This is a genomic window from Streptoalloteichus tenebrarius, assembly GCF_024171885.1.
In the GTDB taxonomy this organism is placed as follows: domain Bacteria; phylum Actinomycetota; class Actinomycetes; order Mycobacteriales; family Pseudonocardiaceae; genus Streptoalloteichus; species Streptoalloteichus tenebrarius.
In genome coordinates, this window is the sequence record NZ_JAMTCP010000017.1 from 40,126 (window position 1) to 65,620 (window position 25,495).

Below are 25,495 nucleotides of genomic sequence, written 5' to 3' on the forward strand. Positions count from 1 at the left end.
TCGGCACGTCATCCCCTCCCAGCCGGCTGCCAGGACAGGGCCCGGCGCTCCCCGGCGAGCAGCAGCGTGTTGAACAGGTACCCGAGCACGCCCAGCAGCACGATCCCCGCCCACATCGTGGGCAGGTCGAACTGCCGCTGCGCGTAGATGAGCTGGTAGCCGATGCCGTTGGTGGCGCCGACCAGCTCCGAGATCACCATCAGGATCAACGCGAGGGACAGGCTCACCCGCACCCCCGCGAAGATCTTCGGCAGCGCCGAGGGAACCACGACGCCGAGCAGCCACTGGTGCCGCGGCAGCCGGAAGACCCGCGCGGTCTCCACCTTGACCGAGTCCACCGCCCGCGCGCCGTCCACGGCGTTGAGCACGACCGGCCACAGCGTGCCGAAGATGATCGTGGCGAGCTGCATCGGCGTGCCGATCGACAGCAGCACCAGGAAGACCGGCACCAGCATGGGCGGCGGGATCGCCCTGGCGAAGGCCAGCAACGGCCCGACGTAGTCCATGGCCACCCTGGACCGGCCCAGCGCGACGCCGACGGCCACGCCGATCACGCAGGCCAACGCCCACCCGCCGAGCATCCGCCCGACGCTGGGCAGCACGTCCCCAAACACCTCGTCGCTCAGGAACAGCCGGGAGGCGGGGCCGGAGAGCCACTGGTCCCGCATGGTGCGCAGGATGGTGAGCGGCGTGGGGAAGAACGGGCTGACCGCGGCGCGGGTGGCCAGCTCCCAGACGACCACCAGCGCGGCGAAGACGCCCCAGCGTTGCAGGAACTGCTTCAGTTTGGCGTTCACGACGCCTCCCCGGTGGCGGCGCTCCACACGAACGCCTTGCGCTGCGCCCACTCCAGCCCGGCGTTCACCAGGTAGCCGACGATCCCGGCCACGGCGATGCCGGCGAACACCAGGTCCATCCGGCCGCTGCCGCTGCTGGACTCCAGGACGAACCGGCCGAGGCCGCCGCTGCCGCCGGCCAGGAACTCGACGCTGACCACGACGACCAGCGCCACCGAGGCCGACAGCCGGATGCCGGTGGCCACGAACGGCGCCGCGCTGGGCAGCGACACCCTGGTCAGGACGGGCCAGCGCCCGAGGCCGAAGGACCGCGCGGTGTCGACCAACTGCGGGTCCACCTCGTCCATCGCGTAGATCGTGTTGAACAGGATCGGCCACACCGCCGCGTACACGGCCAGGAAGATCTTGGTGTCCGGGCCGATGCCGAACACCATGATCGCCAGCGGGATCAGCGCCACGGACGGGATGGGCCGCAGGAACTCGATGACCGACCTGGCGCAGTGCCGCAGCGCCGGCACGGTGCCGAGCAGCAGGCCGGCGGGCACCGCGACGGCGATCGCGATGCCCAGCGCGATCGCCCACGCCAGCACGGTGGCGATCAGGTCGAGGACGAACGACCGGGTGGCGAGCAGCTCGACCAGCCGGGTCAGGACGAGTGACGACGGGGGCAGGTACCCCGGGGGCGCGATGCCGGACCGGCCGACGACCTCGCCCACGGCGAGGAAGCCGACCAGCCCGACCAGCCCGCGAACTGTTCTCCGCATGGCCCCTTCGCTCAGTTCGTCGCTTCGTCCACGATCAGCGGCTTGACGTCCAGCGGCTCGGTGAGCACGCCGTAGTTCTTCATCAGGTCGGCGACCCGCTGGAGGCGGCTGGCCTCCAGCGTCGTCGGGTAGGTGCCGAGGTTGACGAGCTTGGCGTCGTCCTCCTCCATCTTGAGCTGCTCGACGAGCTGCGCCTCGACCTTCTTGCGGTCGGCCTGCGCCTCGGCCTGGGCCTTCTTCAGCGCGCGCTGGAACGCCTTGACCGTCTTCGGGTTCTCCTGCGCGAACTTGGCGCTGCTGACGTAGCCGGCGATCGGCAGCTCGGCGGTCGGGCCGGTCATCGAGTCCATGACGACGGCGGCGCCCGTCTTGCGCTGCGCCTGGGTCGCGTACGGCTCGATCACCGACGCGGCGTCGACGCTCTTGTTCGCCAGGGCCGCCGGCATGTCGGGGAAGCCCATCTCCGTGAACTTGACCTGGTCGGACTTGACGTCGTTGGCCTCCAGGACCGACCGCAGCGTCAGCTCGTTGACGTTGTTCCTGGTGTTCACGGCGACGGTCTTGCCGGCGAGCTGCTTCGGCCCGTCGATGCCGCTGCCGGGGCGGGTCAGCACCATGAACATGCCGGGGCGGGCCTGGTAGGCGTCGCCGACGATCCGCAGGTCGAGGGCCTTCTTGGCGTGGGCCTGGAAGAAGGAGATCCAGTTGCCGAAGGAGATGTCCAGGCCCCCGGTGGACAGCAGGGGCACGGCGTCGGCGCCACCGTTGATCGTCTTGAGCTCGACCTCGAGGCCCTCGGCCCTGAAGTAGCCCTCCTTGATGGCCAGGTGCACCGGGGCGACGTCGATCGCCTTCATCACGCCGAGCGTGATCTTGGCCTTCTCGACCTTGTCGTTGCCGCCCGAGGCCGTCTCGGACCCGCCGAGCAGGCTGCACCCGGAGAGGGAGACGGCGAGCAGGGCGGCGGCCGCCGTGCTCAGGAACCTACGCGGTTGGCGGGACCGGCGACCGGGGGAGCCGGAGCGTCGCAGCATTTCTTCAGCACTCCCTGGGGGATGGGTTGTGCGTTGTGCACCGTTATTCAGCGGACGACCGAATTACTAAAAGTCACTAGTTGTCACTTCAAGTAACGAGGTCGGGAGACATCCTATAGGGCAAGTTCGTATACCTTCCGTATGTGCGGTCTCAAGATCTCGTGGACTCCTCGCTGGTCACGGGTGCGGCAGCCGGGCCGGTTCGAGTGGGCAGGACCAGGGTGGCGGTGATCGGCGCCGGGCCGGCCGGGCTGATCGTGGCCAACTTGTTGCGAAAAGCGGGTGTCGATTGTGTCGTTCTCGAGCGCCATACGCGCGCGCACGTGGAACAACGCGCCCGCGCCGGGTTGATCGAGCCGAGAGTCGTGGAAATGCTGCGGCGCTTCGGGCTGGCGGATCGCCTCCTCCGAATGGCGGACGCGCATACGACGTGTGAATTCCGTATTGACGGGCGGCGACACGAGATCAACTACTCGGCCGCCCACGGCGGCCGGCGGCACTACGTCTACCCCCAGCAGGAACTCGTCACCGACCTGGTCGCGGCGTTCCTGGACGCCGGGGGCGACCTGCGTTTCCAGGCGGCGGACGTGCGCCCGCACGGCCTCGACACCGACCGGCCGTGGGTGACCTACGTCGACGGGGCCACCGGCGAGACCACGCGCCTGGACTGCGACTTCGTCGCCGGCTGCGACGGGTTCCACGGCGTGAGCAGGGCCAGCGTCCCCGCCGGCGCGCTGACCGAGCACAGCCACGAGCACGGCATCGGCTGGCTGAGCGTCCTCGCCGAGGCCCCTCCCTCGACCAAGGCGATCATCTACGCCCTGCACCCCGACGGCTTCGCCGGCCACATGCTGCGCAGCAGCACGGTGAGCCGCTTCTACCTCCAGTGCCCGGTCGGCGACAGCGTCGACAACTGGCCCGACGAGCGCGTCTGGGCCGAGCTGCACAAGCGGCTCGCCCTGCGCGACGAGGACTGGACCCTCACCGAGGGGCCGATCATCGAGAAGCGCGTGCTCGACATGCGCAGCTTCGTCGTCGAGCCGATGAGCTACGGCCGGCTCTACCTGGCCGGCGACGCGGCGCACATCATCACGCCGGTCGGCGGCAAGGGCATGAACCTGGCCGCCCACGACGCGGAACGGCTCGCCGAGGCGCTCGTCGCGCACTACGAGGGGTCCGACGCGCTGTTGCACGACTACTCCGCGACCTGCCTGCGGCGCGTGTGGCGGAGCCAGGAGTTCTGCCAGTGGATGACCGAGGTGATCCACGCCTCGCGGGACGCGGGCAGCTCGTTCCGGCAGCGGCTGGCGGTGGCCAGGCTGGAACACCTCCTCACCTCACCCGCCGCGGCGGCGGTCTTCGCGGAGAACTACCTGGGGCAGGACTGAGGGCGACGCCCGCGTCACACCGGCGGCGCGGTCCTCGCGCCCCCGGTGTGACCGGCGTGGGGCGCGGGGGCGCCCGGCCGACGGCGCGTGACGGCCGGACGCCTCCCGTGTCGTGCCCCAACGGGCGGCGGTGATTCTCACCCGAGGCCGCGCGGGGCGGCCAGGGACGAAAGTCCGCCGCGTCCACCTCCGGTCCGCCACGGCGACGCGTTCGCGCGGTCGGCCCACCTCACCCCGGCGGAGGCGTCCGACGCGCGTCCCGCGTCACCGGGGCTGCACGATGAGGTCCTTGGCCTCGACCCTCTTCTTGATCACGCCGAAGTCGAACAACAGGTCCGGCACCCGCTGGAGCCGGTTGACCTCCAGCGTGGTCGGGTAGCTGCCCAGCTTCATCAGCCGCGCGGTCTCGGCGTCGATGTTGGCGTACTTCTGGAGCTGCGCCTCGACCTGCTGGCGGTCCGCCTCGGCCTCGCCCTGCGCCCTGGACAGCGCGCGCTGGAAGGCCGCGATCGTCTTCGGGTTCCGCTCGACGAAGTCCGCGCGCGCCCCGTACCCGGACAGCGGCAGGCCCGCGGTCGGACCGGACGCGGTGTCGAACACCTCGCGGGCGCCGATGTTCTTGGACGCCTTGGTGATGAACGGCTCGGCCAACAGCGCCGCGTCCACGCTGCCCTGGTCCATCGCCGCCTCCATGTTCGGGAACGGCATGTCCACGAAGGTGATGCTGGACGGCTCGACGCCGTGCACCTTGGCCGCGGCCATCACGCTGACGTCGGAGATGCTGCCCTTGCTCGTCACCGCCACCTTGCGGCCCGCGAGGTCGGTCGGCTTCTTGACCGGCGAGTTGGGCGTGGCCATGAGCACCGCCGTGCCCTCCTTGGCGGAGAGCGCCTCGGCCACGATCCGCAGGTTGCCGGTGCCCCTGGCGGTGGCGGTGTAGAAGGGCGGGTAGGTGCTGAACGCGATGTCGAGCGCGCCGCCCACGAGCTGGGTCACCGCCTCGGGGCCGCTGGGCACGGGCCGGATGTCGACCTCCAGGCCCTCGGCGGCGAAGTAGCCCTTGTCCTTGGCGATGTGCAGCGGCGCCACGTCCGCCACCGGCAGCGCGCCCAGGACCACCTTCGCCCGCTCCAGTCCCTTGTCGCTCGGGCCGCCGGGTTCCGCCGACCCGCCGCCTAACAACCCGCACGCGCTGACGGTGAACGCGAGGGTCGCGGTGGTGAGCAACGTCGCGATCCGTCGCACTCGGGGGAACACCGGCGCAATGCCGTCCTGCCCACGGAAGGGCGAACTCGTCATTTTGTTCACTCCACGTAGTGTCCTGTACGCCGAGAGTGGCGGTGTCACCCTAATCACGCGTGGGGGCTTCACAACAGATCGATTTGGACCGACAACGGCCCACTCTTCGTGCCGCCTAATGGCGGACGGTCACCCGATGGTGTTGCTCGATGTGAGTACACTCCGCCGCACTGGGGTGTCGGGCGCCACGGGGAACAGACCAGGGAGTGGAATGACTGATCCGAGGGCTGTGGCCGTGGCCGCCCCGCCCGCCCCAGGATCGGGCGGGCCCACGCGGCCCGCAACAGGGCGCGTCCCGTCGCCCCCGGCCGCCGCGCGCGGACCCGTCCGCGCCCCCGGCTGCCCCCCGCCGTTCCGGGCGCCCTCGCCCGGCTCCGCCGGCCCCGCACAGGGTCCGGCCCTTTTCAACCGCACCGCCGTGCTCGGCGGCGGTGCGACGTGGAGGACCTGTTAACCGTGGCCCGTCAGGACACCACCCCTTCGGGCAGCGCCGGTCAGGGCCCGGCGCGGCCGCTCGAGGACCACGAGGAGGCGTTCGCCGCCTCCGACACCGGCACAGCCGACCCCGCCGAGACCGGCGCCGCCGGCGCCGGCGACGACGAGTCCTCACCCGAGGAGACGACCGGGACGACCGGCGAGAGACGTCCGCCCAAGCGCGTGCGGTGGCGCCTGCGCAACTGGCACCTGCGGACGAAGATGATCGCCGTCCTCCTGGTGCCGACCATCACCGCGCTGGTGCTCGGCGTCATCCACGTCAACCAGGACATCGACGGCGCCGACCAGTTCAGCAAGTACGTCAAGCACGTCGAGCTGGCGGAGAAGGCCGCCGAGCTGGTCCAGGAGCTCCAGCGGGAGCGCACCCTCGTCGCGACCTACGCGGCCCGCCGCAACGCCAACCAGGCGCCCAAGGACCGGCCGCAGATGGAGGCCCAGATCTCCCGGGTCGACGCGGCGCTGGCCAACGTCAGCAAGGTCGCCGTGACGCTCGACGAGACCCACAGCGCGGTCAAGGAGCCCTTCCAGCGCGCCATGGACCGGCTGGGCACCCTCAAGGCGCTGCGCCAGGCGGCGGTCAACACCAACTACCCCGACTCCGCGGTCATCACCCGCTACACCGACATCATCGACGGGCTCCTCCAGGCCAACCACGCCGCGGCCAACGCGACCTCCGGCACCGCGATCGCCCAGGTCGCCAGGGCCGCCGACGCGATCGGCCGCGCCAAGGAGCAGGTGGCCCAGCAGCACGTGCTGCTGCTCGTCGCCTCGGTGCGCGACAAGTTCCAGCCGGCCGAGCTGACGATGGTGCGCAGCGCCGACGCCCGGTTCGAGGCCGCGCTGGCCGAGTTCACCAACGCCGCCACCCCGGCCCAGCAGGTCCGCTACAACGACACCGTCAGCGGCCTGGACGTCGACCAGCGGCAGCGCATCAAGCAGAGCGCCACGGTCCTGGCCGAGCAGAACGCCAAGCCCCAGATCCAGGCCGAGGCGTGGGAGGCGGCCTCCGCCAGCACGACCGCGTTCATCCGCGACGTCGAGCGGGCGCTGGCCACCGAGCTGCGGGAGACCGCCCAGTCCCTCGCCGACGACGCCAGGGCCCGCGCGCTGCGCAACTCGGCCATCATCCTCGCCGCCCTGGTGCTCGCGGTCCTGCTGACCCTGGTCATCGGCCGCTCGATGCTGCACCCGCTGAAGGTCCTGCGGGTCTCCGCCCTCGACGTCGCGCGCAAGCGGCTGCCCGAGGTCATCCGCGCCATGCGGGACAGCGACAAGGAGATCCCCGAGGTCAAGGTCGACCCGGTCGCCGTGCACACCACCGAGGAGATCGGCCAGGTGGCCCGCGCGTTCGACGACGTGCACGAGGCCGCGGTGCGCCTGGCGTCCGAGCAGGCCATGCTGCGGGCGAACGTCAACGCGATGTTCGTCAACCTCTCCCGCCGCAGCCAGGCGCTGGTCGAGCGGCAGCTCAACCTCATCGACCGGCTGGAGCAGGACGAGCAGGACCCCGACCAGCTCGGCCACCTGTTCGAGCTGGACCACCTCGCCACCCGCATGCGGCGCAACTCCGAGAACCTCCTGGTCCTCGCCGGCACCGACCTGACCCGCCGGCTCAGCCGGCCGGTCCCGGTCAGCGACGTCATCGGCGCCGCCGTGTCCGAGGTCGAGCAGTACGCCCGCGTCGACGTCGCCCCCACCCCGGACCTGGCGGTCCAGGGCCGCGCCGTCAACGACCTCGTCCACCTCGTCGCCGAGCTGCTCGACAACGCCACCGCGTTCTCCGACCCGAACTCCCGGGTCAGCGTGCGCACCGCCCGCAGCAGGGGCGGCGAGCTGGTCATCGAGATCACCGACCGCGGCGTGGGCATGTCCGAGGAGGACCTGGCCGAGGCCAACGAGCGGCTGGCCAACCCGCCGCGCGTCGACGTCGGCGTCTCCCGCCGCATGGGCCTGTACGTGGTCGCGCGGCTGGCCAAGCGGCACGAGGTCAAGGTCCGGCTCCGCTCGGAGGAGCTGGAGGGCGGCCTCATCGCGCTCGTGGTCGTGCCCCGCGAGCTGATCGTGGAGATGCGGCCCGACTCCGGCCCCGGCTCGATGCCCTCCGGCCCCGGCTCCACCTTCCCGCCCCTGGGGGCGACCGGGACCCTGCCGCCGTCCCCGCCGCCCGCCGGCGCCCCGTCCGCCCCGGCCCCCGCGGCGCCGACGGCCACCGCGACCGGGTTCGCCCCGGTGCCCGAGCCGGCCGCGTCGTCCCCCGCCCCGGAGGCCGACCACGGGACCGGCGAGCAGCCGACGGCCCAGGAGCCCCGGTTCGACCTCTCGGTGCGCGTCGCCCCCGCCGACGGCGAGGACGACCCCGCGGCGGTGCCACACGTCGCCCCGGCGGCCCCGGCGACTCCGACGGCTCCGGCGGAGCGGCGACCCGCCGTCCCCGCCCCCGACGCGCGTCCCGAGCTGGAGCTCGAACTCGCCGACAACGGCCAGGACGTCCCGACCGGCGAGGGCGGCCGCTGCGGCCCGCCGCCGGCGGCGGCCAGGAAACCCGAGCCGGGAAGCTTGTTCTGGGCGGCCGAGACCGCCACGCTCGACGCTGTCGAGCCGGCCCCCGCGCCCGGTCAGGCCCCGACGCGGGCCGCGAGCGCCGAGCCCGGCGCCGCGGCGGGCGGGACCGCCGCGACCGACGAGACCGCCAAGGAGGCCGAGCACGACGTGGACGCGCCGACCGAGCGGCTGCCCATCTACGAGGCGGTGCTCACCCAGTGGTTCCAGAGCGTCGCCGACGAGCTGCCGGCCGAGGGGGAGCCCCCGAGGCCGCAGGACACGCTGAGGTCCGACCCGCTCGGTCCGATCACCCGGTCGACGCCCGCCGCGTCGGCCGACCCGCTCGGCGCCGCACAACCCGCCGAGCCGTTGCCCAAGCGCACGCCGCGCAAGCCGGCGGAGCCCTCGGGCGACGCCCCCGCCGCGCCAGCCCGACCCAGCACCCGGCTGGGTCGGCCGCGCCCCGGCCAGCAGTTGCCCACGACCGCGTCGGCCGACGCCGGCCGGTCGACCACCGCGTCGAGCTGGGGCTCCGGCGACGAGGGCTGGGCGGCGGCCAAGGCGCTGCTCAACCCGACCACGGACGAGGTGACCTCGGCCGGCCTGCCCAAGCGGGTGCCCAAGGCACACCTCGTGCCGGGCTCCGCAGCCCCCAAGCAGCAGCCCAGCAAGCCGCTGCTGCCGACGCCGCCCCGCTCCGCCGACGCGGTGCGAGGCCGGTTGTCGAGCTTCCAGCACGGTCTGCGTCGAGGCCGCCACCGGCTCGACGGCCCGCCCGCGACCGCGGGCGGAGAGACCGCCAGCCCGTCCCAGAGCCGTCATGACGAGGAGCAGGAGTGACCGCGTCCGTCCAGCAGCCTGGCAGCTTCGGTTGGTTGATCACGGACTTCGTCCGCAGGGTCCCCGGCGTCGCGCACGCCGTCGTGGTGTCCGCGGACGGGCTGCTGCTCGCCGGCTCCCAGGGGCTGCCGCTTGACCGGGCCGAACAGCTTTCCGCCGTGGCCTCCGGCCTGGTGAGCCTCACCCAGGGCGCCGCCCGGTGCTTCGAGGCGGGAAACGTCGCGCAGACGGTGGTCGAGATGGAACGGGGGTACCTGTTCCTGATGTCCATCAGTGACGGGTCCTGCCTGGCCGTGCTCGCCGCGCCCAACTGCGACATCGGCCTGGTGGCCTACGAGATGACGTTGTTGGTGGAGCGTGTCGGCCAACAGTTGACACCGGAGCTGCGCGCCCAGCTTCAGGGCGGGGTGCGTCGATGACGTGGGGTTGGTGGGGGTGACGGTGGGATGAACACCGGTCCGGACTTCAGCGACGGTCGCTTCGACTACCGCGACTGGGCGGCGAGCGGCTTCCGTTTCGACGGCTACGGCGAGGCGGACCAGTCCGACGAGGCGGCGCACGAGACCGAGCTCGCGCGCGAGGACGGCCTGCCGTCCGCGCCGTCCACGCTGGACGGGTACGGCGGGGGGCTGTTCGGCGGCCCCGGGGCCGACCTGTTCGGCACCAGCGTGCCCGACTACCCGCCCACCGAGTCCGGCGAACAGCCGGTCAACGAGTGGTCGGCGGTGAGTCCGGCCGTCGACCCGGCCGAGGAGTCCGGGTCCCTGGTCCGGCCCTACGCCAGGACCAGGGGCCGGACCCGGCCCGACTACGACCTGGCGATCGAGGCCCTGGTGTCGACCAGCGACCGGGGTCTGGACCGCGAGGCCGCGGTGCTCGCCGAGCACCGGTCCATCTGCGGGTTGTGCGTGGAGACCCGTTCGGTGGCCGAGATCGCCGCGCATCTGAGGCTCCCGCTCGGGGTGGTACGGGTCCTCATCGGCGACATGGCTGGTCTCGGCTTGGTGATGATCCACGAGGGCGGCGTCGTGAGTGGGGACCGGCCGTCCCTCGCGTTCCTGGAGAGGGTGCTCAGTGGGCTCCGCAGGCTCTAACCGGCCGGACACCCGGCAAGCGACCACCTCGGCCAAGATCGTCGTGGCCGGTGGCTTCGGCGTCGGCAAGACGACCTTCGTCGGCTCGGTCTCCGAGATCGTTCCGCTGACCACCGAGGCGGTGATGACCGAGGCCAGCGTGGGGGTCGACGACCTGACCGCCACACCGGGCAAGGTCACCACCACGGTGGCCATGGACTTCGGTCGCGTCTCGCTCGACAGCGACCTCATCCTGTACCTGTTCGGCACCCCCGGCCAGCACCGCTTCTGGTTCATGTGGGACGACCTGGTCAAGGGCGCGATCGGCGCGGTGGTCCTCGTGGACACCCGCCGGCTCGCCGACGCGTTCGCCTCCATCGACTTCTTCGACGACCGCGGCCTGCCCTACATCGTCGGCGTGAACTGCTTCGACGGGCTGCTGCACCACCGCATCGAGGACGTCCGCGAGGCGCTCACGATCGACGAGTCGGTGCCGATCGTCACCTGCGACGCCCGCAGCCGCGAGTCCACCAAGCAGACGCTGATCACGCTGGTGGAGCACGCGATGCGGCGCTGGATGACCGCCAAGGCGGGCTGACGCCGGGCTCCGCCGCCCTCGGGCCGCCCCTGTGCCGGGCCGGCCCGAGGGCGGCCTGTCCCGCCTCGCTCCTCAGCGGTTTCTTCCTTCTTCCGCTGAGCCCGCGCTGAGCCCGCGCTGAGCCCGCACGGGAACGCTCTGCTCGGGCTCCGCCGTGTCGCGGTGCCGCGGTTCGCCTGTGTTGCCGCGCCGCGGTTCGAGGGCGAGGGCGGGTCGTCGGCTTCGACGCGGTTCCAGCGCGACCGGGATTGTTCGCCCGCGCGACCGGGGTTGTTCGCTGGGCGACCGGGGTTGTTCGCTGGGCGACCGGGGTTGTTCGCTGGGCGACGAATTTCCCGGCCACCCGCGAGGCGTTCACCGCCCCGCCATCTCGTGAATCGACGCCGGGTCCCACACAAGATCACCGAGGGCGCTCGACCGACACTCGGCCGACACTGGCCGACACAGTCTTTTGTCCACTTCAGAGTTCAGGTATTGGGGAACCCCCCACTTCCAACGTCTCACGCGGCACCGACGGAAACGGGGCGTGCGCCGTCCCTCGAACGGTGGGAAATCGGGGAGAGGACCCGAGTGGGGGAGAGCCGGTCGGCGGTGAACCTCGGGTCGGGATTGTCGTGACGCCGCGCCGAATTCGGCCACACGTGGCGTTCTCGCGGAAAGGTCCCCGCGCCGCACGGCGGGCGCCCGCCCTGGTCTCCGCCTTCAGTCCGCCTTCAGTCCGCGGACCTCAGTCGCCGTCCTCCAGGAGCGCGGCCGTCGTGATGCGGTGGATCGGGTAACGCCGCAGCGCCCCCTGGGTGTCGTCGAAGCCCTCCAGCACACCACCGGCCACGTTGACCGGCCGGACGATCCGGTGTGAGGCGACGCCGTGCGAGTCGACGAAGCCCAACCAGACCTTCCGCCCGTCCCGGGCCGCCCCCTGGAGGAGCGCGAGCGTCGCGGAGGCGCCAGCCGGCGTCCCGGCGCCCCGCACCGCGGCCCCCCTCGGGGCCGCCGCCGCGCGATCGCCCGCCCGCATCTGCCGGACCAGCACCGTGAGCTGCTCGTCGCTGGGACGGGACGGCAGGCCGACCGGCCGGGCCGGACGGGGACGCGCCGGGACGCGCCGACCGCTGGGCCGCAGGTCGAGCACCCGCCCGTCCGGACCCTCGGCGGCCGGGGCGAAACCCGCCCCCCGGAGGCCGTCGAGGACCTCGACGAGGGCCAGCGGGCTGACCACGACCGTCGGGGCGATCCTGCGCAGCTCCAGCGAGGCGGCCACCGGGTGCGCCAGCACCTCGGTGAGCAACACCGGGTCGTCGCACCGGAGGAACGAGCCGGCGGCGCCGCCCCTGAGTCGGCCGTGCCGGCGGGCGACGTCGTCGACGAGGTAGCTCAGCGACTGCGGCACCGGGGTCCTGGACCGGGTGCGGAACAACTCGTGCAGCTCGGCCGCGGTCCGGCCGGCGTCCAGCGCCCGGCGCACGCTCGCCTCGCCGATCCGGTAGACCGTGGCGCCCCCGGTGGACTCCACGTCCGCGACCAGCGAGATCTCGCTCGCCAGCTCCGGCTCCAGCGGTCCGGGCGCCACCACGGTCAGGTCGGGCTGCACCAGCACGTGGTCGACGGGCGCCGGCAACGCCTCCGCCATCCGCCGCGCCGCCTCGACGGCGCCGCCCTGCCCGTCGCCCCCGTCCTCGGCCACCAGGGCGCGCCCGGCCGTCGTCAGCGCCCCGAGCGCCACCACGCCGAGCGCGGCGCCCTCGTCGAGGGTCCAGCGCACCAGGTCGTCCCGCAGGCGACCGCCCCGGCGCGGCGCCCGCCAGGCCAGGACGGCGGCCAGCGCGTCCGGACCGGCGGTCGCGGTGCCGGGCGGCAGCTCGGCGAGCACCGCGAGGACCCGACGCCGCTCCCTGGGCGCCGGCGGACGGCGCAGCTCGTCCGACAACGGGTTGATCAGCCGCTCGCGCTCGTCGCGCAGCCCCACCAGGCCGGGCAGCCGGGGCAGGTCGAGCCAGGCCGTGGCGAGCGCGACCCAGCGCTGCTCCGGCACGGCCACCTCCCAGGAGTCGGCCAGCGTGGTCGGCGTCCACCGCGGCTCCACCCCGTCGCTGTCGGCCACCAGGCCCGCGCCCACCACCACCTCGACCAGCAGCGCGGCGCGGCGCTCGTCGACGTCGAGGTCCCTGGCCAGGCGACGGAGGTCGCGGACGCCGAGCCCGCCGGAGCGCAGCACGGGAGGAGGGTCCTCGGACCACAGGCGGAGCAGGTTCTCCACGTCCCGCACCAGGTCCAGCGCCGCGTGCGCGGCCGTCGAATCCACTGTGGACGGATCATGGGAGACCGGCCCCGGTGAGGGCGGTTCCACCTCGACCGTCCCCAGTGGACGGTCGCCGCGCACGGCGAGCGCGACCTGTCTGGGCAACTCCACGGTCTCGTTGTCCCTGCGCAGCAACAGGCCCCTGGCCAGCAGCCGCTGCACGGGAGTGGCCGCCCGCTCCAGCGACACGACCTGGCCGGCGTCCCTCGTCCTGCCCACGGGCGGCCCCGCGGCGAGCTTGTCCACCAGCCGGCGCTCCGCCTCGTCCAGCTCGGCCAGCGCCGCGTCGAGGTCCACCTCGTCGAGACGGGGATCGGGCCGGCCGAGACCGCCGGGGAACGGCCCCGCAGCCTCCCGCGCCGCCGGCACCACGGACAACTCCGAGTCCGGGCCCCAGACGAGCGCGTGCTCCCGCAGCGTCGCCAGGGCCTGCCGGACCCGGGCCGCGGGCACGCCCCTGCCGAGGAGGCGGCCCACCGACAACAGCGTGGTCGGCTCCTGGTCGGCGTCGAGCACGAGCAGCGCGTCGAGGACCGCCAGCGTGAACGCGTCGAGGCCCTCGCAGGCCCTGGCGACCGAACTGCGGATCCCGGCGCGGGTGGCCAGCACGGAGGTGTCGGCCGGGGGAGGAGTGGCCAGGTCGGGGCGTGCGCGGAGCATGGCCGCGAGCGCGGAGTCGTCCCGCGCGCGCAGCCAGTCGGCGAGTGAGATGCCGGGCATATCCCCACCACGGTATCCGCCGTCACCTCCGGTCGGGTCCACGCCCGGGCGTCAGGCACACTGGACGGGGCGCGACCGGCGGGTTCGCCGTGGTTCGCGCCGAGTGAGGATTGGGCCCGTCCGACGAGGCCCGAACGCTTCGAGGAGGAACGCGTGGCGAAGGCCCGGCGCACCGAGCGCACCGACCCGTCCTGGCCGGACCTGCCCAACGGCGAGCACCCGGTCACCGAGCTGGCCAGCCCGCTCCAGGGCGCGCTGTCCCCGTTCGGGGAGGTCACCTTCCCGTTGCCCAGCGACAAGCTGCCCTACCGGCACCCGGTCACCAAGATCAACCGCTGAATCCGCTTCGCGGAAGAACTCTTCCGTTCCGTATCGGGAACCGCGGAGTCGGGTTCGATCCACCCGAGGTCGGGGACTAGGCTCTTCCCACGCCTGAGCAGCAAGGACGCGTAGGAGGGTGCGATGCCGGTCCCCGGCCCCGGGTACTCCATCACCATTCGACTGGAGGCGGCCCCGTCCGCGAGCGCGGCGGGTGAGCTGGCCAGCGCGGTGGGGCGGGTGGGCGGCGTCCTCACCGCCTTCGACGTCGTCGAGTCGCACAGCGACCGCATCGTGGTCGACATCACCTGCAACGCCCTGTCGGCCAACCACGCCCAGGACATCCAGGACGCCCTGGTCGCCCTGCCCGGCGTCCGGGTGCGCAAGGTCTCCGACCGCACCTTCCTGATGCACCTCGGCGGCAAGATCGAGGTCAACTCCAAGGTCGCGCTCCGGAACCGGGACGACCTGTCCCGCGCCTACACACCCGGCGTGGCGCGCGTCTGCCAGGCCATCGCGGCCAACCCCGAGGACGCCCGCCGCCTCACCATCAAGCGCAACACCGTGGCCGTGGTCACCGACGGCTCCGCCGTCCTCGGCCTGGGCAACATCGGCCCGGCCGCCGCCCTGCCCGTGATGGAGGGCAAGGCCGCGCTGTTCAAGAAGTTCGCCGGCGTCGACGCGTGGCCGGTGGTCCTGGACACCCAGGACACCGAGGAGATCATCCGCGCCGTGGAGCTGATCGCCCCCGGCTACGGCGGCATCAACCTCGAGGACATCGCGGCGCCCCGCTGCTTCGAGATCGAGGCCCGGCTCCGGGAGAAGCTCGACATCCCGGTCTTCCACGACGACCAGCACGGCACCGCGATCGTCGTGGTCGCCGCCCTCCGCAACGCCCTGCGCGTGGTCGGCAAGGACATCGCCGACTGCCGCATCGTCGTCTGCGGCGTCGGCGCGGCCGGCTCGGCCATCATCCGGCTGCTGCTCAAGCAGCAGCCGGGCGACGTGGTCGCGGTCGACATCGGCGGCGTCGTGCACGGCGGGCGGGACGACCTCGACCCCAACCGCCAGTGGATCGCCGCCAACACCAACAAGCAGGGCCTGACCGGCGACCTGCACAAGGCGCTCGTCGGCGCGGACGTCTTCATCGGTGTCTCGGCCCCGAACCTCTTCGGAGCCGACCAGGTCGCCACCATGGCCGAGCGGTCGATCGTGTTCGCGCTGGCCAACCCGGACCCGGAGATCGACCCGCTCGAGGCGCAGAAGCACGCCGCGGTCGTCGCCACCGGGCGCAGCGACTACCCGAACCAGATCAACAACGTCCTGGCCTTCCCCGGCGTCTTCCGCGGCCTGCTCGACGCGCACGCCCACCGGATCACCGACGACATGCTCGTCGCCGCCGCGAACGCCATCGCCGACGTCGTCGACACCGAGAAGCTCAACGCCTCGTTCATCGTGCCCAGCGTCTTCGACCCGCACGTGGCCAGCGCGGTCGCGGAGGCGGTCCGCGCCGCGGCGGTCCGCGAGGCCTGACCCCCGCCGAGAACGCCGAGAACGCTGAGAACGCCCACCCCTCGGTGGGCGTTCTCACACGGCCATAAAGATGCATCGCCGAGTCAGCTTTTCGTAGGCTCCGGCTGTGCACCTGGCCCGCTTCACCGATCTGGCGCTCCGCGCGGTCGTCCTGCTCGGCGCACGAAGCGAAGGCCCCCGCCTCACCGTCGACGACGTCGCCCAGGCGGTGCACGCCCCCCGCCACCACGTCGCCAAGGCCGTGCACCGCTTGGGGCAACTCGGCGTCCTGGAGACCGTGCGCGGCCGCGCCGGCGGACTCGAACTGGCGGCCGGCGCGGGCGCCACCACGGTCGGCTGGCTGGTCCGCGAACTCGAAGGCACGGGCGAACTGGTCGACTGCGACCAGCCACCCTGCCCGTTCCGCGGCGACTGCCGCCTCCGCCGCGCCCTCCGCGCCGCCCAGAACGCGTTCCTCGCCGCACTCGACGCGGTCACGATCTCCGACCTCATCGCCGGCACGAGCGTCCCGCTCCAGCTCGCCCCACCACCACCGCGATGAGCGCCCGCCCCGCGAGAACCCACCCCGCCACCCGGCCCCGCTCTTCGCGCCGGCGGCCAACCACACCACCCGCGCGCCCCGCCCCGCCGATCAACCGCCCCCGAACCACCGCCGGCGCCGACCCCGCCCAAAGTCCACTGAGGACACGGCCCCGCCGCCCCCCTTCTCCTGTCCCGCAGCACCCCGTCACCCTTTCCCTCCCTCCCCCCGGGGGGCTCCCCCCTCCCCCTCCCCCCACCCCCGCCCCGCCCCGCCCCGCCCCCGGAACTGTGCTTGTGGTGTCGCATGTGCTGATGCGAACACCAGTTGATCGACAACGTTGAGATGTGAGGAGTTCCGTTGCTGTCCGAGGAGTCCGCCCGCGTCGTGCGGGCCACGGCCGACGTCGTCGCGGCGCACGGTGAGGAGATCACCGCGCGGTTCTACGAGCGCATGTTCGCCGCGCACCCCGAGCTGCTCGACCTGTTCAACCGGGGGAGCCAGGCCAACGGCGAGCAGCGGCAGGCACTGGCCGGCGCGGTCGTGGCCTTCGCCGGGCACATCGCCGGGCTGCGGCCGCTGCCGCTCGGCGCCCTGCTGTCCCGGATCGCCCACAAGCACGCCTCCGTCGGCATCGCCCCCAACCAGTACGTCGTCGTCGGCCGGCACCTGATGGCCGCCGTCGCCGAGGTGCTCGGCGACGCCGTCACCCCCGAGGTCGCCGCCGCGTGGGACGAGGTGTACTGGGCGTTCGCCTGCATGCTGGTCGCCGAGGAGGCCCGGCTGTACGAGCGTGCCGGCAGTGGCTTCGAACGCCCCTTCCACCCGCACCGCGTGGTGCGCCGCCAGGCGGAGACGGCCGACGTCGAGTCGTTCTGGCTGGAGCCCGAGGACGGGCGGCCGATCCAGCACCGGACGGGCCAGTACGTGAGCGTCGCCGTGCGGTTGCCGGACAACAGCCGTCAGATCCGGCAGTACACGGTCAGCTCCGCGCCCGGCCGTGGTCCGCTGCGGATCACGGTCAAGCGGCACCGCGAGGACGGCCAGCGCCCGGCGGGGCTCGTCTCGACCCACCTGCACGACCACGTGCGCGTCGGGGACCGACTCCTGGTCTCACCTCCCTTCGGTGACGTCGTCCTGCCCCAGGACGACAGCCCGCTCCTGCTGGTCACGGCCGGCATCGGGATCACGCCCGCCGCGGCCGTCCTCGACGAGCTGGCCACCCACGGCAGTGCCCGCGAGATCGTCGTGGCCCACGCCGACCGGTCCCCGGCCAGCCACCCGCTCGCGGCCGAACTGCTCGCCACCGCGACCGGGCTCTCCCGGCACACCGTCCAGCTCTGGTACGAGTCGGACGCCGACTCGGCCGCGGCGCCCGCCGGCGTCGAGGTCCGCTCCGGCCTCCTCGACCCCGCCGCGCTCCGCCTGCCGGCGGGGGCGCGGGTGCTGCTCTGCGGCCCGCTGCCCTTCATGCGGCACGTCCGCCGCGGCCTGCTCGACCGGGGCGTGCCGGCCGAGCGCATCCACTACGAGGTGTTCGGCTCGGACGCCTGGCTGCCCCGGTCCACCCCGGCCGCTCCGGCCGCTCCGGCCGCCCCGGTCGGGTGATGGCCGTCCCGCCAGCCCTCTAGCATCGCGGCATGGGTGAAGGGCTGACCCACGTCGACGCGGGTGGCGCGGCGCGGATGGTGGACGTGACCGGTAAGGAGCCGACCGCCAGGACGGCCGTGGCCACCGGGGTGCTCAGGACCACCGCCGAGGTGGTCGAGCTGCTCCGGCGGGACGGCCTGCCCAAGGGCGACGCCCTGGCCACGGCGCGCGTCGCCGGGATCATGGCCGCCAAGCGCACCCCCGACCTGGTGCCCCTGTGCCACCCCATCGCCCTGTCCGGGGTGACCGTCGACCTCGCCGCCGAGGGCGCGGAGGTGCGGATCACCGCGACCGTGCGGACCACCGACCGCACCGGGGTGGAGATGGAGGCGCTCACCGCGGTGGCGGTGGCCGGGCTGACCCTGCACGACATGGTGAAGGCCGTCGACCCGGCGGCCGTGCTCGACGCGGTGCGCGTCGAGCGCAAGGACGGCGGGAAGGCGGGCACGTGGACCAGACCGCAGGACAGGTGACCCGGGAGCGCGTCGCCCGCGTCGTGGTCGCCTCCAACCGGGCCAGCGCGGGTGTCTACCCGGACCGCACGGGACCGGTCATCGTCGACTGGCTGCGCGCGCGGGGGTACCGCGTGGACGAGCCGGTCGTGACGCCCGACGGCGAGCCGGTGGGGGCGGCCCTCAGGGCGGCCGTCGCCGAGGGCGTGGACGTGGTCATCACGACCGGCGGTACCGGGATCACCCCGACCGACCGCACGCCCGAGGTGACCAGGGCGCTCCTCGACTACGAGGTGCCCGGCCTCGCCGACGCCGTCCGCGCCGCCGGGTTGCCCCGGGTGCCCACCGCGGTGCTCTCCCGAGGGGTCGCGGGCGTGGCCGGGCGGACCCTCGTCGTCAACCTGCCCGGCTCCACCGGCGGGGTGAAGGACGGGCTCGCGGTCCTGGCGGACGTGCTGGACCACGCCGTCGACCAGCTCCACGGCGGTGACCACGGGCGGACCGCGCCTGCGGCCGCGCCGCCGGCCCACGAGCCCGCCACCGTGCTGCGCGCGGAGGTCGTCGACGCCCCCCTGGACGTGGACGAGCACGCCCGGCTCGTGGCCGACCGGGCGGCCGGGGCGGTCGTCACCTTCGGCGGGGTCGTCCGGGACCACGACCACGGTCGGGGCGTGCGCGAGCTGGAGTACACGGGCCACCCCAGCGCGTCCGGGATCGTCGCGGAGGTCGCGGCCGACGTCGCGGCCCGGCACCCCGGGCTGCGGGCGGCCGCGGTCAGCCACCGGATCGGGGTGCTGGCGATCGGCGACGTCGCCCTGGCCGTGGCCGTGGCGGCGGAGCACCGCGCGGAGGCGTTCCGCGCCTGCGCGGAGCTGGTCGACGAGGTGAAGGCTCGGCTGCCGGTCTGGAAGCGGCAGGTCTTCGACGACGGCACGGAGGAATGGGTCAACTGCCCCTGAGACGCGCGGCGGCGCGAGCGGGGACCTGAGGGTGTCGCGGCTGGGCGAGAAGGAGAACGTCATGCCGGCGACGGTAGGGACGCCATCCGACAGCACGGGCGTTGATGGCGTGTCGTGGCGCGTGTCCAGCGAATCCGACGTCTCGCGCAGCGTTGCCGGACGCATCAGGTGCGCTTTTTCGGGTGAACCGGGCTGAATCAGGACAGGCCGGATGTCGCCGGCCCTGGCCCCGTCACCGGTCCCGCCGGCGTGCTGAGGACATGCTGAGGGCATGCCGAGGACATGCCGAGGACATGCCGAGGCCCTGGTCGGGTCCGGGGGACGACCCGACCAGGGCCTTGCTCGGCTGTCCACCCCTGAGGTCAGGGGAGAGGGACTCAGCGCACGTCGAGCTGCTGACCCGGGAAGATGAGGTTCGGGTCGGGCACGACGTCCTTGTTGCGCTCGTGGAGGGCCTGCCAGCCGCCCTGCACACCCAGCTTCTGGGCGATGCCGGACAGCGTGTCACCGGCGACCACGGTGTAGTCGGCGCCGTTCTTCTGCACCGGCGCGGCCGGCGCGGCGGGCTTGGGGGCCGCCTTCTGCGGCGTGGCCGGCTTCTGCACGGCCTTCTGGGGCGCCGCCGGCTTCTGCACGGGCTTCTGCGGCGCCGCCTTCTGCGGCTGGGCCTTCGGCGCGGCGGCGGCCTGGCCACCGCGCAGGCCCAGCTTGCTGGAGCAGGCCGGCCACGCGCCCCAGCCCTGGCCCTGGAGGACCCGCTCGGCGACGGCGATCTGCTGGTCCCTGGTGGCCTGGTGGGCGTTCGGCGCGTACTGGCCGCCGCCGTAGGCCTTCCAGGTGCTCGGGGTGAACTGGAGGCCGCCGGAGAAGCCGTTACCGGTGTTGATGTTCCAGTTGCCACCGGCCTCGCACTGCGCCAGGGCGTCCCAGGTGGACTCCGGCGCGGCGTTGGCGGTGCCGGCCATCGCGACCGGGGCGCCGATCACGACGCCGGCCAGGGCCAGACGCGCGATGTGCTTGCCAGCGGCCGACGGCTTGCGGTGCTTGCCTCGATAGGAAGCCATGTCCCTCTCTCCGTACCGCACCTGCGAGGTGAGCTGTCGGGTTCGGGCTGGAGGGCAGCCCGGCCGGCTGGTGCCGGCTTCACCCCAAGGACGCTGGCTCGCGCCCGTCAGGTGGTTCCCCCGCCCCTGTCCGGTTGTTGTTTCGCTCGGGGTTCGGAGCCCGCTGGACAGGGTTCGGTGCACGGGCTCCAGCTCCTTGCTCGGTCGGTCGGGGCCGACCGGAAAGCGACGCTAAGTGACCGAGAGCGGTTTTGCGAACCCCCTGAGCCGTGACGCTCGTCACAGTAACGATCCGGCGTCTGGAAACGATCATCGCTGTTTTCGCAGGTCAGAGGGCCGTTACCGGCCCGTATCCAAGCTGAGATCGATCACGGAGAGTGAGATGGACGTCCTCGTGACTACGACGTCCGACGACGCGCCGAGTACGCACAGTGCTGGTGAGCGTGATCACAGGAAGTGTGTGGAAGATCCCTCTTTGGGGGAATTGTCCGAATAACGCACATCCCAGGGTGGAGGACCGGGCGCGCCGGGCGGCCCGTTCCGGCCCGCTTCCGATCCTGGGGCGGGTCGGCCGCCGGTCGGCCCCGGCTCGTTCCAAGATCACCTGAACGGCCGGGTGACCGCCGGCGGCGAGGTCCGTCCCGGGGAGTGACACCGTCTAACGCGATCCGACCAGGGCGTTGGGCCGAACGGACGTCGCGCCGGGCGTCGCGAGGAACGCGGCCAGGCCGTCGAGGTCATCACTACCCAGATGGTCGACGCCGGCGGCGCGCAGCTCGCGCCACACCGCTTCCCGGTCCGCGCCGGGAGCGTCCGGCGTCGCCCAGAACCGCACGCGCCTGCCCTCCGCGTGGGCCTTCCTGACGTGCTCGCGCAGCGCCGCCCGCTCGCCCTCCGGCATGGGGCCCTGACCGCGCCAGCCGAACAGGGTCGTCCAGTCCGCGCTGACCAGGGGGACGAGCGTGGCCGGGACGCCGGAGCCGAGGTCCCCCGGGCGGCCGTCGAGGAAGGCGAACCGGTCGGCCTGGCCGGCGACCGCGTCCCGGGGCTGGCGGCCGCTGAGCACGATCGTCACCGGACCGCGCCGCACCTCGCCGTTGACGTACCGGGTGAACAGGCCGGCGTAACGCGGGTCGCGCACCGCGGCGTCCAGCCACCGATAACCGTCGTTCTCGTTGAACTTGATGTCGACCAGGAGCTGGAACTCGCCGTCCCACCCGGGCAGCACCCGGCCCCCGTTGGCGGCCACGCGCTGGCGCAGCGGCTCCAGGTACAGGGACTGGAGCGTGCGCTCCGGGCGCACGTCCCAGGGGTAGTGCCCGACGTAGAGGTGGCCGAAGGCGGGGTAGATGTCCGCCTCGACGCTGGTGAACCCGCGGTCGAGGGCGTCGAGTAGCGGACGGGCGTGCTGGTAGTCGTTGTGCGCGTGCGCGTTCGGGAGGACCGGCGTCGCCGCCTGGGCCGTCGCGGGCCCGACCAACACCATCGCCGACACCAGGGCGAGTAGGACGCCGAAGAGCGACTTCCGGTCGACCACGACTCACCTCCAGTGATCAAGAGCGCGATGAGGGGCCACACGTTAGCGGCACCCTGTCAGCGAGTGATCACCGGGGGTGAGCAGGGAGGGCGATGCGTCCGAATGGATGACCGCGAGCGGCCGAACGCGTCCGGCGCGCTGTTCTGGACGCCGCGTGGCAGGGCCGGCGGCGAGGAGGGCACAGAAGAGAAGGAGGAAGCCAGGAGAAGAGGCAGGAGGAGAGAGCAGAGAGACAGGAGAAGAGACAGAAGAAGAGAAGGAGGAGACGGCAGGCGGGAAGAAGAGGAAAGAGGAGAGGAAGGGCCTCAGCCGCCGGCGAAGGGCGGCAGCACGTCGAGTTCCCCGCCGTCGGGGACGATGGCCTCCCGGTCACGGACGGCCGTGCCGTTCACCAGGAAGCTGCACGCCGCGAGCACCCGCGAGAGCTTCTCTCCCCGTCGGCGCTCCAGCTCGGCGAGCACCTGGGCCACCGTGCTGCCGGCGGGCAGCTCCAGGACCTCCTCCGGTGTTCCCGCGGCGGCGCGGGCGCCCGCGAAGTAGCGGACGGTTACCCGGGTCGACGTCGCCTGCTCCGCCAACTCTCAACCCCCGATCGCGCTCATCGGCCGTTGCGGTTGGGTGAAGTCCGAGTCGGAGATGCCGTGGCCCGCGGCCTTGCCCCACATCGCGCCCCGCCACAGCTCGGCCAGCTCCTCGTCGGAGGCGCCGGAGCGCAGGGCGCCGCGCAGGTCGGTCTCGGTGCGGGCGAACAGGCAGGTGCGGAGCTGCCCGTCGGCGGTCAGCCTGGTGCGGTCGCAGGTCGCGCAGAACGGGCGGGTGACCGAGGCGATCACGCCCACCACGCCGGGGCCGCCGTCGACCAGCCACCGCTCGGCCGGCGCCGAGCCCCGTTCCGCGGGGTCGGGCGTGAGCCGGTGGGTGCGGCGCAGGGCGGCGAGGATCTCCTCGGCCGTGATCATCGACCGGCGGTCCCACGCGTGTTGGGGATCCAGCGGCATCTGCTCGATGAAGCGGAGCTGGTAGCCGTGGTCCAGGCAGTAGTCCAGCAGGGCTCCCGCCTCGTCGTCGTTGACCCCGCGCAGCAGGACCGCGTTGACCTTCACGGGCGACAGCCCGGCCGCCCTCGCCGCCGCGAGCCCGGCGAGCACGTCGGCCAGCCGGTCCCGGCGGGAGATCGCCCTGAACCGCTCGGGCCGGAGCGTGTCCAGCGAGACGTTGATCCGGTCCAGGCCGGCCGCCACCAGGTCGTCGACCCGGCGGGCCAGCCCGATGCCGTTGGTCGTCAGCGAGACCGACGGCCGCGGCCGCAGCCCGGTGGTCGCGGCCACGATCTGGGTGAGGTCCCGTCGGAGCAGCGGCTCGCCTCCGGTGAACCGCACCTCGGTGATCCCCAGGCGCTCCACGGCGACGCGGATCAGCCGGCTCAGCTCGCCCGCGGTGAGCAGCGCGGAGGTCGGCAGCCAGTCCAGCCCCTCGGCGGGCATGCAGTAGGTGCACCGCAGGTTGCACCGGTCGGTCAGGGAGACCCTCAGGTCGGTGGCCACCCGGCCGAACCGGTCCACCAGCGCGGGGGTGTCCGGACGTGCTCCCGGCCCCGTCGCGCGGCTGGCGCTGCGCAGGGCCGGCCACCCGAGGTGCACCGCGGTCACACAGTCGAGGGTAGTCCCGAGGGGGCGGTGCTCCGCGCGTCCGAAGGTCACGAACCGGGTGTCGTCGCGGTGGGGTGTGTCACCCGGACGGCGGGACCGGAGGGCCTTCTCGGCGGGCGCGGCCCGGTCCCCGCCGCGGCTACCCTCTCCTCGCACGGCGAGTGGCTCGGCCACTGAGCCTCTTGATGGACGAGAAGACAGGGGTGTGCGCGGTGGGCGAGGCGGCGGGCGGAGCGGACGCGGCGCGGCGCGTGTCGGAGCTCGGGCGGTCGCTCGGCGCGGCGACCGTCATGTTCCACTCGCAGGTCGCCGAGCGGTTGGGCGTGTCGCCGTCCGACCACAAGTGCCTCGACCTCGCGCTCCAGGCGCGCACCCCGATCACCGCCGGCCGGCTGGCCGAGCTGTCCGGCCTGTCCACCGGCGCCGTGACCGGGGTCATCGACCGGTTGGAACGGGCGGGGTACGTGCGGCGCGTCCGCGACCCCCGGGACCGGCGCAAGGTCCTCGTGGAGACGACCGGGGCGCACGAGCGCATCGCCGCCGGGCTGTTCGACGGCCTGCGTCGCGGTGTGGAGGAGATCGTGGCGCTCTACGACGAGTCGCAGCTCGCCGCCGTGGAGGGTTTCCTGGAGGCGATGACCGAGGTGCTGCGGCGCGAGACCGCCCGGCTGGGTGAGTTGCCGCCGGCGATCCGGCGCTGAGCGCCGAAGCCGACGACGACGCGGAGCCCATCCGCAAGTACGGAGTTCCTGGGCGTCTCCCTTCCGCGTTCACGGACCTACACTGCCGGTCATGCCGCAGTATCGGATCGCCGAGGCAGCCGGGCTGCTCGGGGTCAGTGACGACACCGTGCGCCGCTGGGTGGACGGCGGTCAGCTCACCGCCCACCGCGACGACGCCGGCCGGATGGTCCTCGACGGCGCCGAGCTGGCCGCCTTCGCCAGGGCGCAGGCCAGGACGACGCCCGACCCCTCCGGCGTGGGCCGCTCGGCGCGGAACCGGTTCGTCGGCCTGGTCACCGACGTCGTGACCGACCGGGTGATGGCGCAGGTCGAACTCCAGTGCGGTCCGCACAGGGTGGTGTCCCTGATGAGCACGGAGGCGGTGCGGGAACTCGACCTCCGGCCCGGCGTGCTCGCGGTGGCGGTGGTCAAGTCCACGCAGGTCGTGGTCGAGACGCCCGGAGGGATGTCGTGAGGGCGCGGGCGCCGCTCGGCCTGGCCGTCGCGCTCGTGCTGGCCCTCGCGGCCTGCGGGTCGGGCGGGGGGAACCCCGCGCCCCGGCGGACGGTCACCGTCCTGGCCGCCGCGTCGCTGACCGAGGTGTTCGGGCGGCTGGAGCAGCGGTTCGAGGCCGAACACCCCGGGGTCGACGTCAAGATCAGCTACGGGGGGTCCTCCGACCTCGCCCAACAGATCGTCAACGGGGCGCCGGCCGACGTGTTCGCCGCCGCCAACACCTCGACCATGGACACCGTCGCCAGGGCGGGCCTGGCCGGGCAGCCGCGGGTCTTCGCCACGAACGAGTTGCGGATCGCGGTGCCGGCCGACAACCCGAAGAACATCGGCTCCCTGGCCGACCTGGCGAAGGACGGGGTCGTCCTCGTCGTGTGCGCGCCCCAGGTGCCCTGCGGCGCCGCCACCCAGAAGGTGGCGACGGCCGCCGGCGTGCGGCTGCGGCCCGCCAGCGAGGAGCCCGACGTCAAGTCGGTGCTCGGCAAGGTGGTGGCCGGGGAGGCCGACGCGGGGCTGGTCTACGTCACCGACGTGCACGCGCGGGGCGACAGGGTGCGGGGCGTCGCCTTCCCCGAGGCGGCCGGCGCCCGCAACGACTACCCGATCACGGTGCCCTCGGGGGCGCCCGAGGCCGAGCTCGGCCGCCAGTTCGTCGAGCTGGTGCGCGGGCAGGTCGGCAGGGAGGCGTTGACGGCGGCCGGGTTCCAGGTGCCGTGACCATGGCTGCCGC

General features: G+C 73.2%; 23 protein-coding genes and 1 riboswitch. Of the genes, 14 read left to right on the top strand and 9 right to left on the bottom strand.

Translation table 11 applies throughout. The annotated features are described in order from the left end of the window. Window positions 1-8: 8 nt before the first annotated feature. From LX15_RS15970 to LX15_RS15980, 3 genes are read right to left on the bottom strand one after another with little or no spacing between them, the layout of a single operon-like run. Window positions 9-797, bottom strand: coding sequence for an ABC transporter permease (locus LX15_RS15970; RefSeq protein WP_253670384.1), 789 nt, complete (start codon window positions 795-797; stop codon window positions 9-11). Beyond that, complete coding sequence (locus LX15_RS15975) at window positions 794-1,561, bottom strand: ABC transporter permease (protein WP_253670385.1); 768 nt, start codon at window positions 1,559-1,561, stop codon at window positions 794-796. Before LX15_RS15975 ends, LX15_RS15970 begins: the two co-directional genes overlap by 4 nt. Window positions 1,562-1,572: 11 nt before the next feature. Continuing rightward, window positions 1,573-2,595, bottom strand: coding sequence for an ABC transporter substrate-binding protein (locus LX15_RS15980; protein ID WP_253670386.1), 1,023 nt, complete (start codon window positions 2,593-2,595; stop codon window positions 1,573-1,575). Between the two features lie 221 nt (window positions 2,596-2,816). On the opposite strand from LX15_RS15980, the gene LX15_RS15985 reads away from it, so the two are divergent. Continuing rightward, window positions 2,817-3,983, top strand: coding sequence for a 4-hydroxybenzoate 3-monooxygenase (locus tag LX15_RS15985; RefSeq protein ID WP_308213475.1), 1,167 nt, complete (start codon window positions 2,817-2,819; stop codon window positions 3,981-3,983). Between the two features lie 264 nt (window positions 3,984-4,247). Here the strand turns inward: LX15_RS15985 and LX15_RS15990 are convergent, their stop codons facing one another. Continuing rightward, window positions 4,248-5,282 (bottom strand): ABC transporter substrate-binding protein, encoded by a 1,035-nt coding sequence (locus tag LX15_RS15990; RefSeq protein WP_253670387.1) that lies wholly within the window; start codon window positions 5,280-5,282, stop codon window positions 4,248-4,250. A 438-nt stretch (window positions 5,283-5,720) separates the two neighbouring features. On the opposite strand from LX15_RS15990, the gene LX15_RS15995 reads away from it, so the two are divergent. Genes LX15_RS15995 through LX15_RS16010 form a run of 4 tightly spaced genes read left to right on the top strand, consistent with a single transcriptional unit; the run spans window position 5,721 to window position 10,829 of the window. After that, window positions 5,721-9,158, top strand: coding sequence for a sensor histidine kinase (locus LX15_RS15995; protein ID WP_253670388.1), 3,438 nt, complete (start codon window positions 5,721-5,723; stop codon window positions 9,156-9,158). Continuing rightward, on the top strand, window positions 9,155-9,577 hold the full coding sequence (locus LX15_RS16000; protein WP_073480102.1) for a roadblock/LC7 domain-containing protein: 423 nt from the start codon (window positions 9,155-9,157) through the stop codon (window positions 9,575-9,577). The genes LX15_RS15995 and LX15_RS16000 overlap by 4 nt, the downstream gene beginning before the upstream one ends. Window positions 9,578-9,604: 27 nt before the next feature. After that, window positions 9,605-10,252: a DUF742 domain-containing protein gene (locus tag LX15_RS16005; RefSeq protein WP_253670389.1), complete on the top strand. Its 648-nt coding sequence runs from the start codon at window positions 9,605-9,607 to the stop codon at window positions 10,250-10,252. Then, entirely contained in the window at window positions 10,233-10,829 is a 597-nt protein-coding gene (locus LX15_RS16010) for a GTP-binding protein (protein ID WP_253670390.1), read from the top strand. Before LX15_RS16005 ends, LX15_RS16010 begins: the two co-directional genes overlap by 20 nt. A gap of 727 nt (window positions 10,830-11,556) precedes the next feature. On the opposite strand, the gene LX15_RS16015 is transcribed toward LX15_RS16010, so the two are convergent. Next, window positions 11,557-13,848, bottom strand: a complete 2,292-nt coding sequence (locus tag LX15_RS16015; protein WP_253670391.1) for a helicase-associated domain-containing protein — start codon at window positions 13,846-13,848, stop codon at window positions 11,557-11,559. A 153-nt stretch (window positions 13,849-14,001) separates the two neighbouring features. Here LX15_RS16015 and LX15_RS16020 point away from each other — a divergent pair, with 153 nt between their 5' ends. The 6 genes from LX15_RS16020 (at window position 14,002) to LX15_RS16045 (ending at window position 19,280) form a co-directional block, all read left to right on the top strand. Then, window positions 14,002-14,187 carry a hypothetical protein gene (locus LX15_RS16020; RefSeq protein WP_253670392.1) on the top strand — a complete coding sequence of 62 codons (186 nt, stop codon included), beginning with the start codon at window positions 14,002-14,004 and terminating at the stop codon, window positions 14,185-14,187. 123 nt (window positions 14,188-14,310) lie between these two features. Beyond that, window positions 14,311-15,699, top strand: a complete 1,389-nt coding sequence (locus tag LX15_RS16025) for an NAD-dependent malic enzyme (protein WP_253670393.1) — start codon at window positions 14,311-14,313, stop codon at window positions 15,697-15,699. A gap of 106 nt (window positions 15,700-15,805) precedes the next feature. Next, window positions 15,806-16,240, top strand: a complete 435-nt coding sequence (locus LX15_RS16030) for an RrF2 family transcriptional regulator (protein ID WP_253670394.1) — start codon at window positions 15,806-15,808, stop codon at window positions 16,238-16,240. Between the two features lie 339 nt (window positions 16,241-16,579). Then, window positions 16,580-17,827: a globin domain-containing protein gene (locus tag LX15_RS16035; RefSeq protein WP_253670395.1), complete on the top strand. Its 1,248-nt coding sequence runs from the start codon at window positions 16,580-16,582 to the stop codon at window positions 17,825-17,827. Window positions 17,828-17,859: 32 nt separating this feature from the next. Further along, entirely contained in the window at window positions 17,860-18,342 is a 483-nt protein-coding gene (moaC, locus tag LX15_RS16040) for a cyclic pyranopterin monophosphate synthase MoaC (protein ID WP_253670396.1), read from the top strand. Beyond that, on the top strand, window positions 18,318-19,280 hold the full coding sequence (locus tag LX15_RS16045) for a molybdenum cofactor biosynthesis protein MoaE (protein ID WP_253670397.1): 963 nt from the start codon (window positions 18,318-18,320) through the stop codon (window positions 19,278-19,280). The genes moaC and LX15_RS16045 overlap by 25 nt, the downstream gene beginning before the upstream one ends. Before the next feature lie 377 nt (window positions 19,281-19,657). Here the strand turns inward: LX15_RS16045 and LX15_RS16050 are convergent, their stop codons facing one another. From LX15_RS16050 to moaA, 4 genes are all read right to left on the bottom strand, one after another. Then, window positions 19,658-20,344, bottom strand: coding sequence for a transglycosylase family protein (locus LX15_RS16050; protein ID WP_253670398.1), 687 nt, complete (start codon window positions 20,342-20,344; stop codon window positions 19,658-19,660). 3 nt (window positions 20,345-20,347) lie between these two features. After that, a riboswitch (cyclic di-AMP (ydaO/yuaA leader) is annotated at window positions 20,348-20,513 on the bottom strand. 489 nt (window positions 20,514-21,002) lie between these two features. Beyond that, complete coding sequence (locus tag LX15_RS16055; RefSeq protein WP_253670399.1) at window positions 21,003-21,881, bottom strand: phosphatidylinositol-specific phospholipase C/glycerophosphodiester phosphodiesterase family protein; 879 nt, start codon at window positions 21,879-21,881, stop codon at window positions 21,003-21,005. Between the two features lie 305 nt (window positions 21,882-22,186). Then, complete coding sequence (locus LX15_RS16060) at window positions 22,187-22,459, bottom strand: MoaD/ThiS family protein (protein WP_253670400.1); 273 nt, start codon at window positions 22,457-22,459, stop codon at window positions 22,187-22,189. Between the two features lie 3 nt (window positions 22,460-22,462). Next, a complete protein-coding gene (gene moaA / locus LX15_RS16065; protein ID WP_253670453.1) occupies window positions 22,463-23,521 on the bottom strand; it encodes a GTP 3',8-cyclase MoaA in 1,059 nt (352 codons plus the stop codon). A 194-nt stretch (window positions 23,522-23,715) separates the two neighbouring features. Here moaA and LX15_RS16070 point away from each other — a divergent pair, with 194 nt between their 5' ends. From LX15_RS16070 to modA, 3 genes are all read left to right on the top strand, one after another. Further along, on the top strand, window positions 23,716-24,231 hold the full coding sequence (locus LX15_RS16070) for a MarR family winged helix-turn-helix transcriptional regulator (protein ID WP_253670401.1): 516 nt from the start codon (window positions 23,716-23,718) through the stop codon (window positions 24,229-24,231). Between the two features lie 91 nt (window positions 24,232-24,322). Then, entirely contained in the window at window positions 24,323-24,727 is a 405-nt protein-coding gene (locus tag LX15_RS16075; protein WP_253670402.1) for a TOBE domain-containing protein, read from the top strand. Further along, on the top strand, window positions 24,724-25,482 hold the full coding sequence (gene modA / locus LX15_RS16080) for a molybdate ABC transporter substrate-binding protein (RefSeq protein WP_253670403.1): 759 nt from the start codon (window positions 24,724-24,726) through the stop codon (window positions 25,480-25,482). Before LX15_RS16075 ends, modA begins: the two co-directional genes overlap by 4 nt. Window positions 25,483-25,495 lie beyond the last annotated feature (13 nt).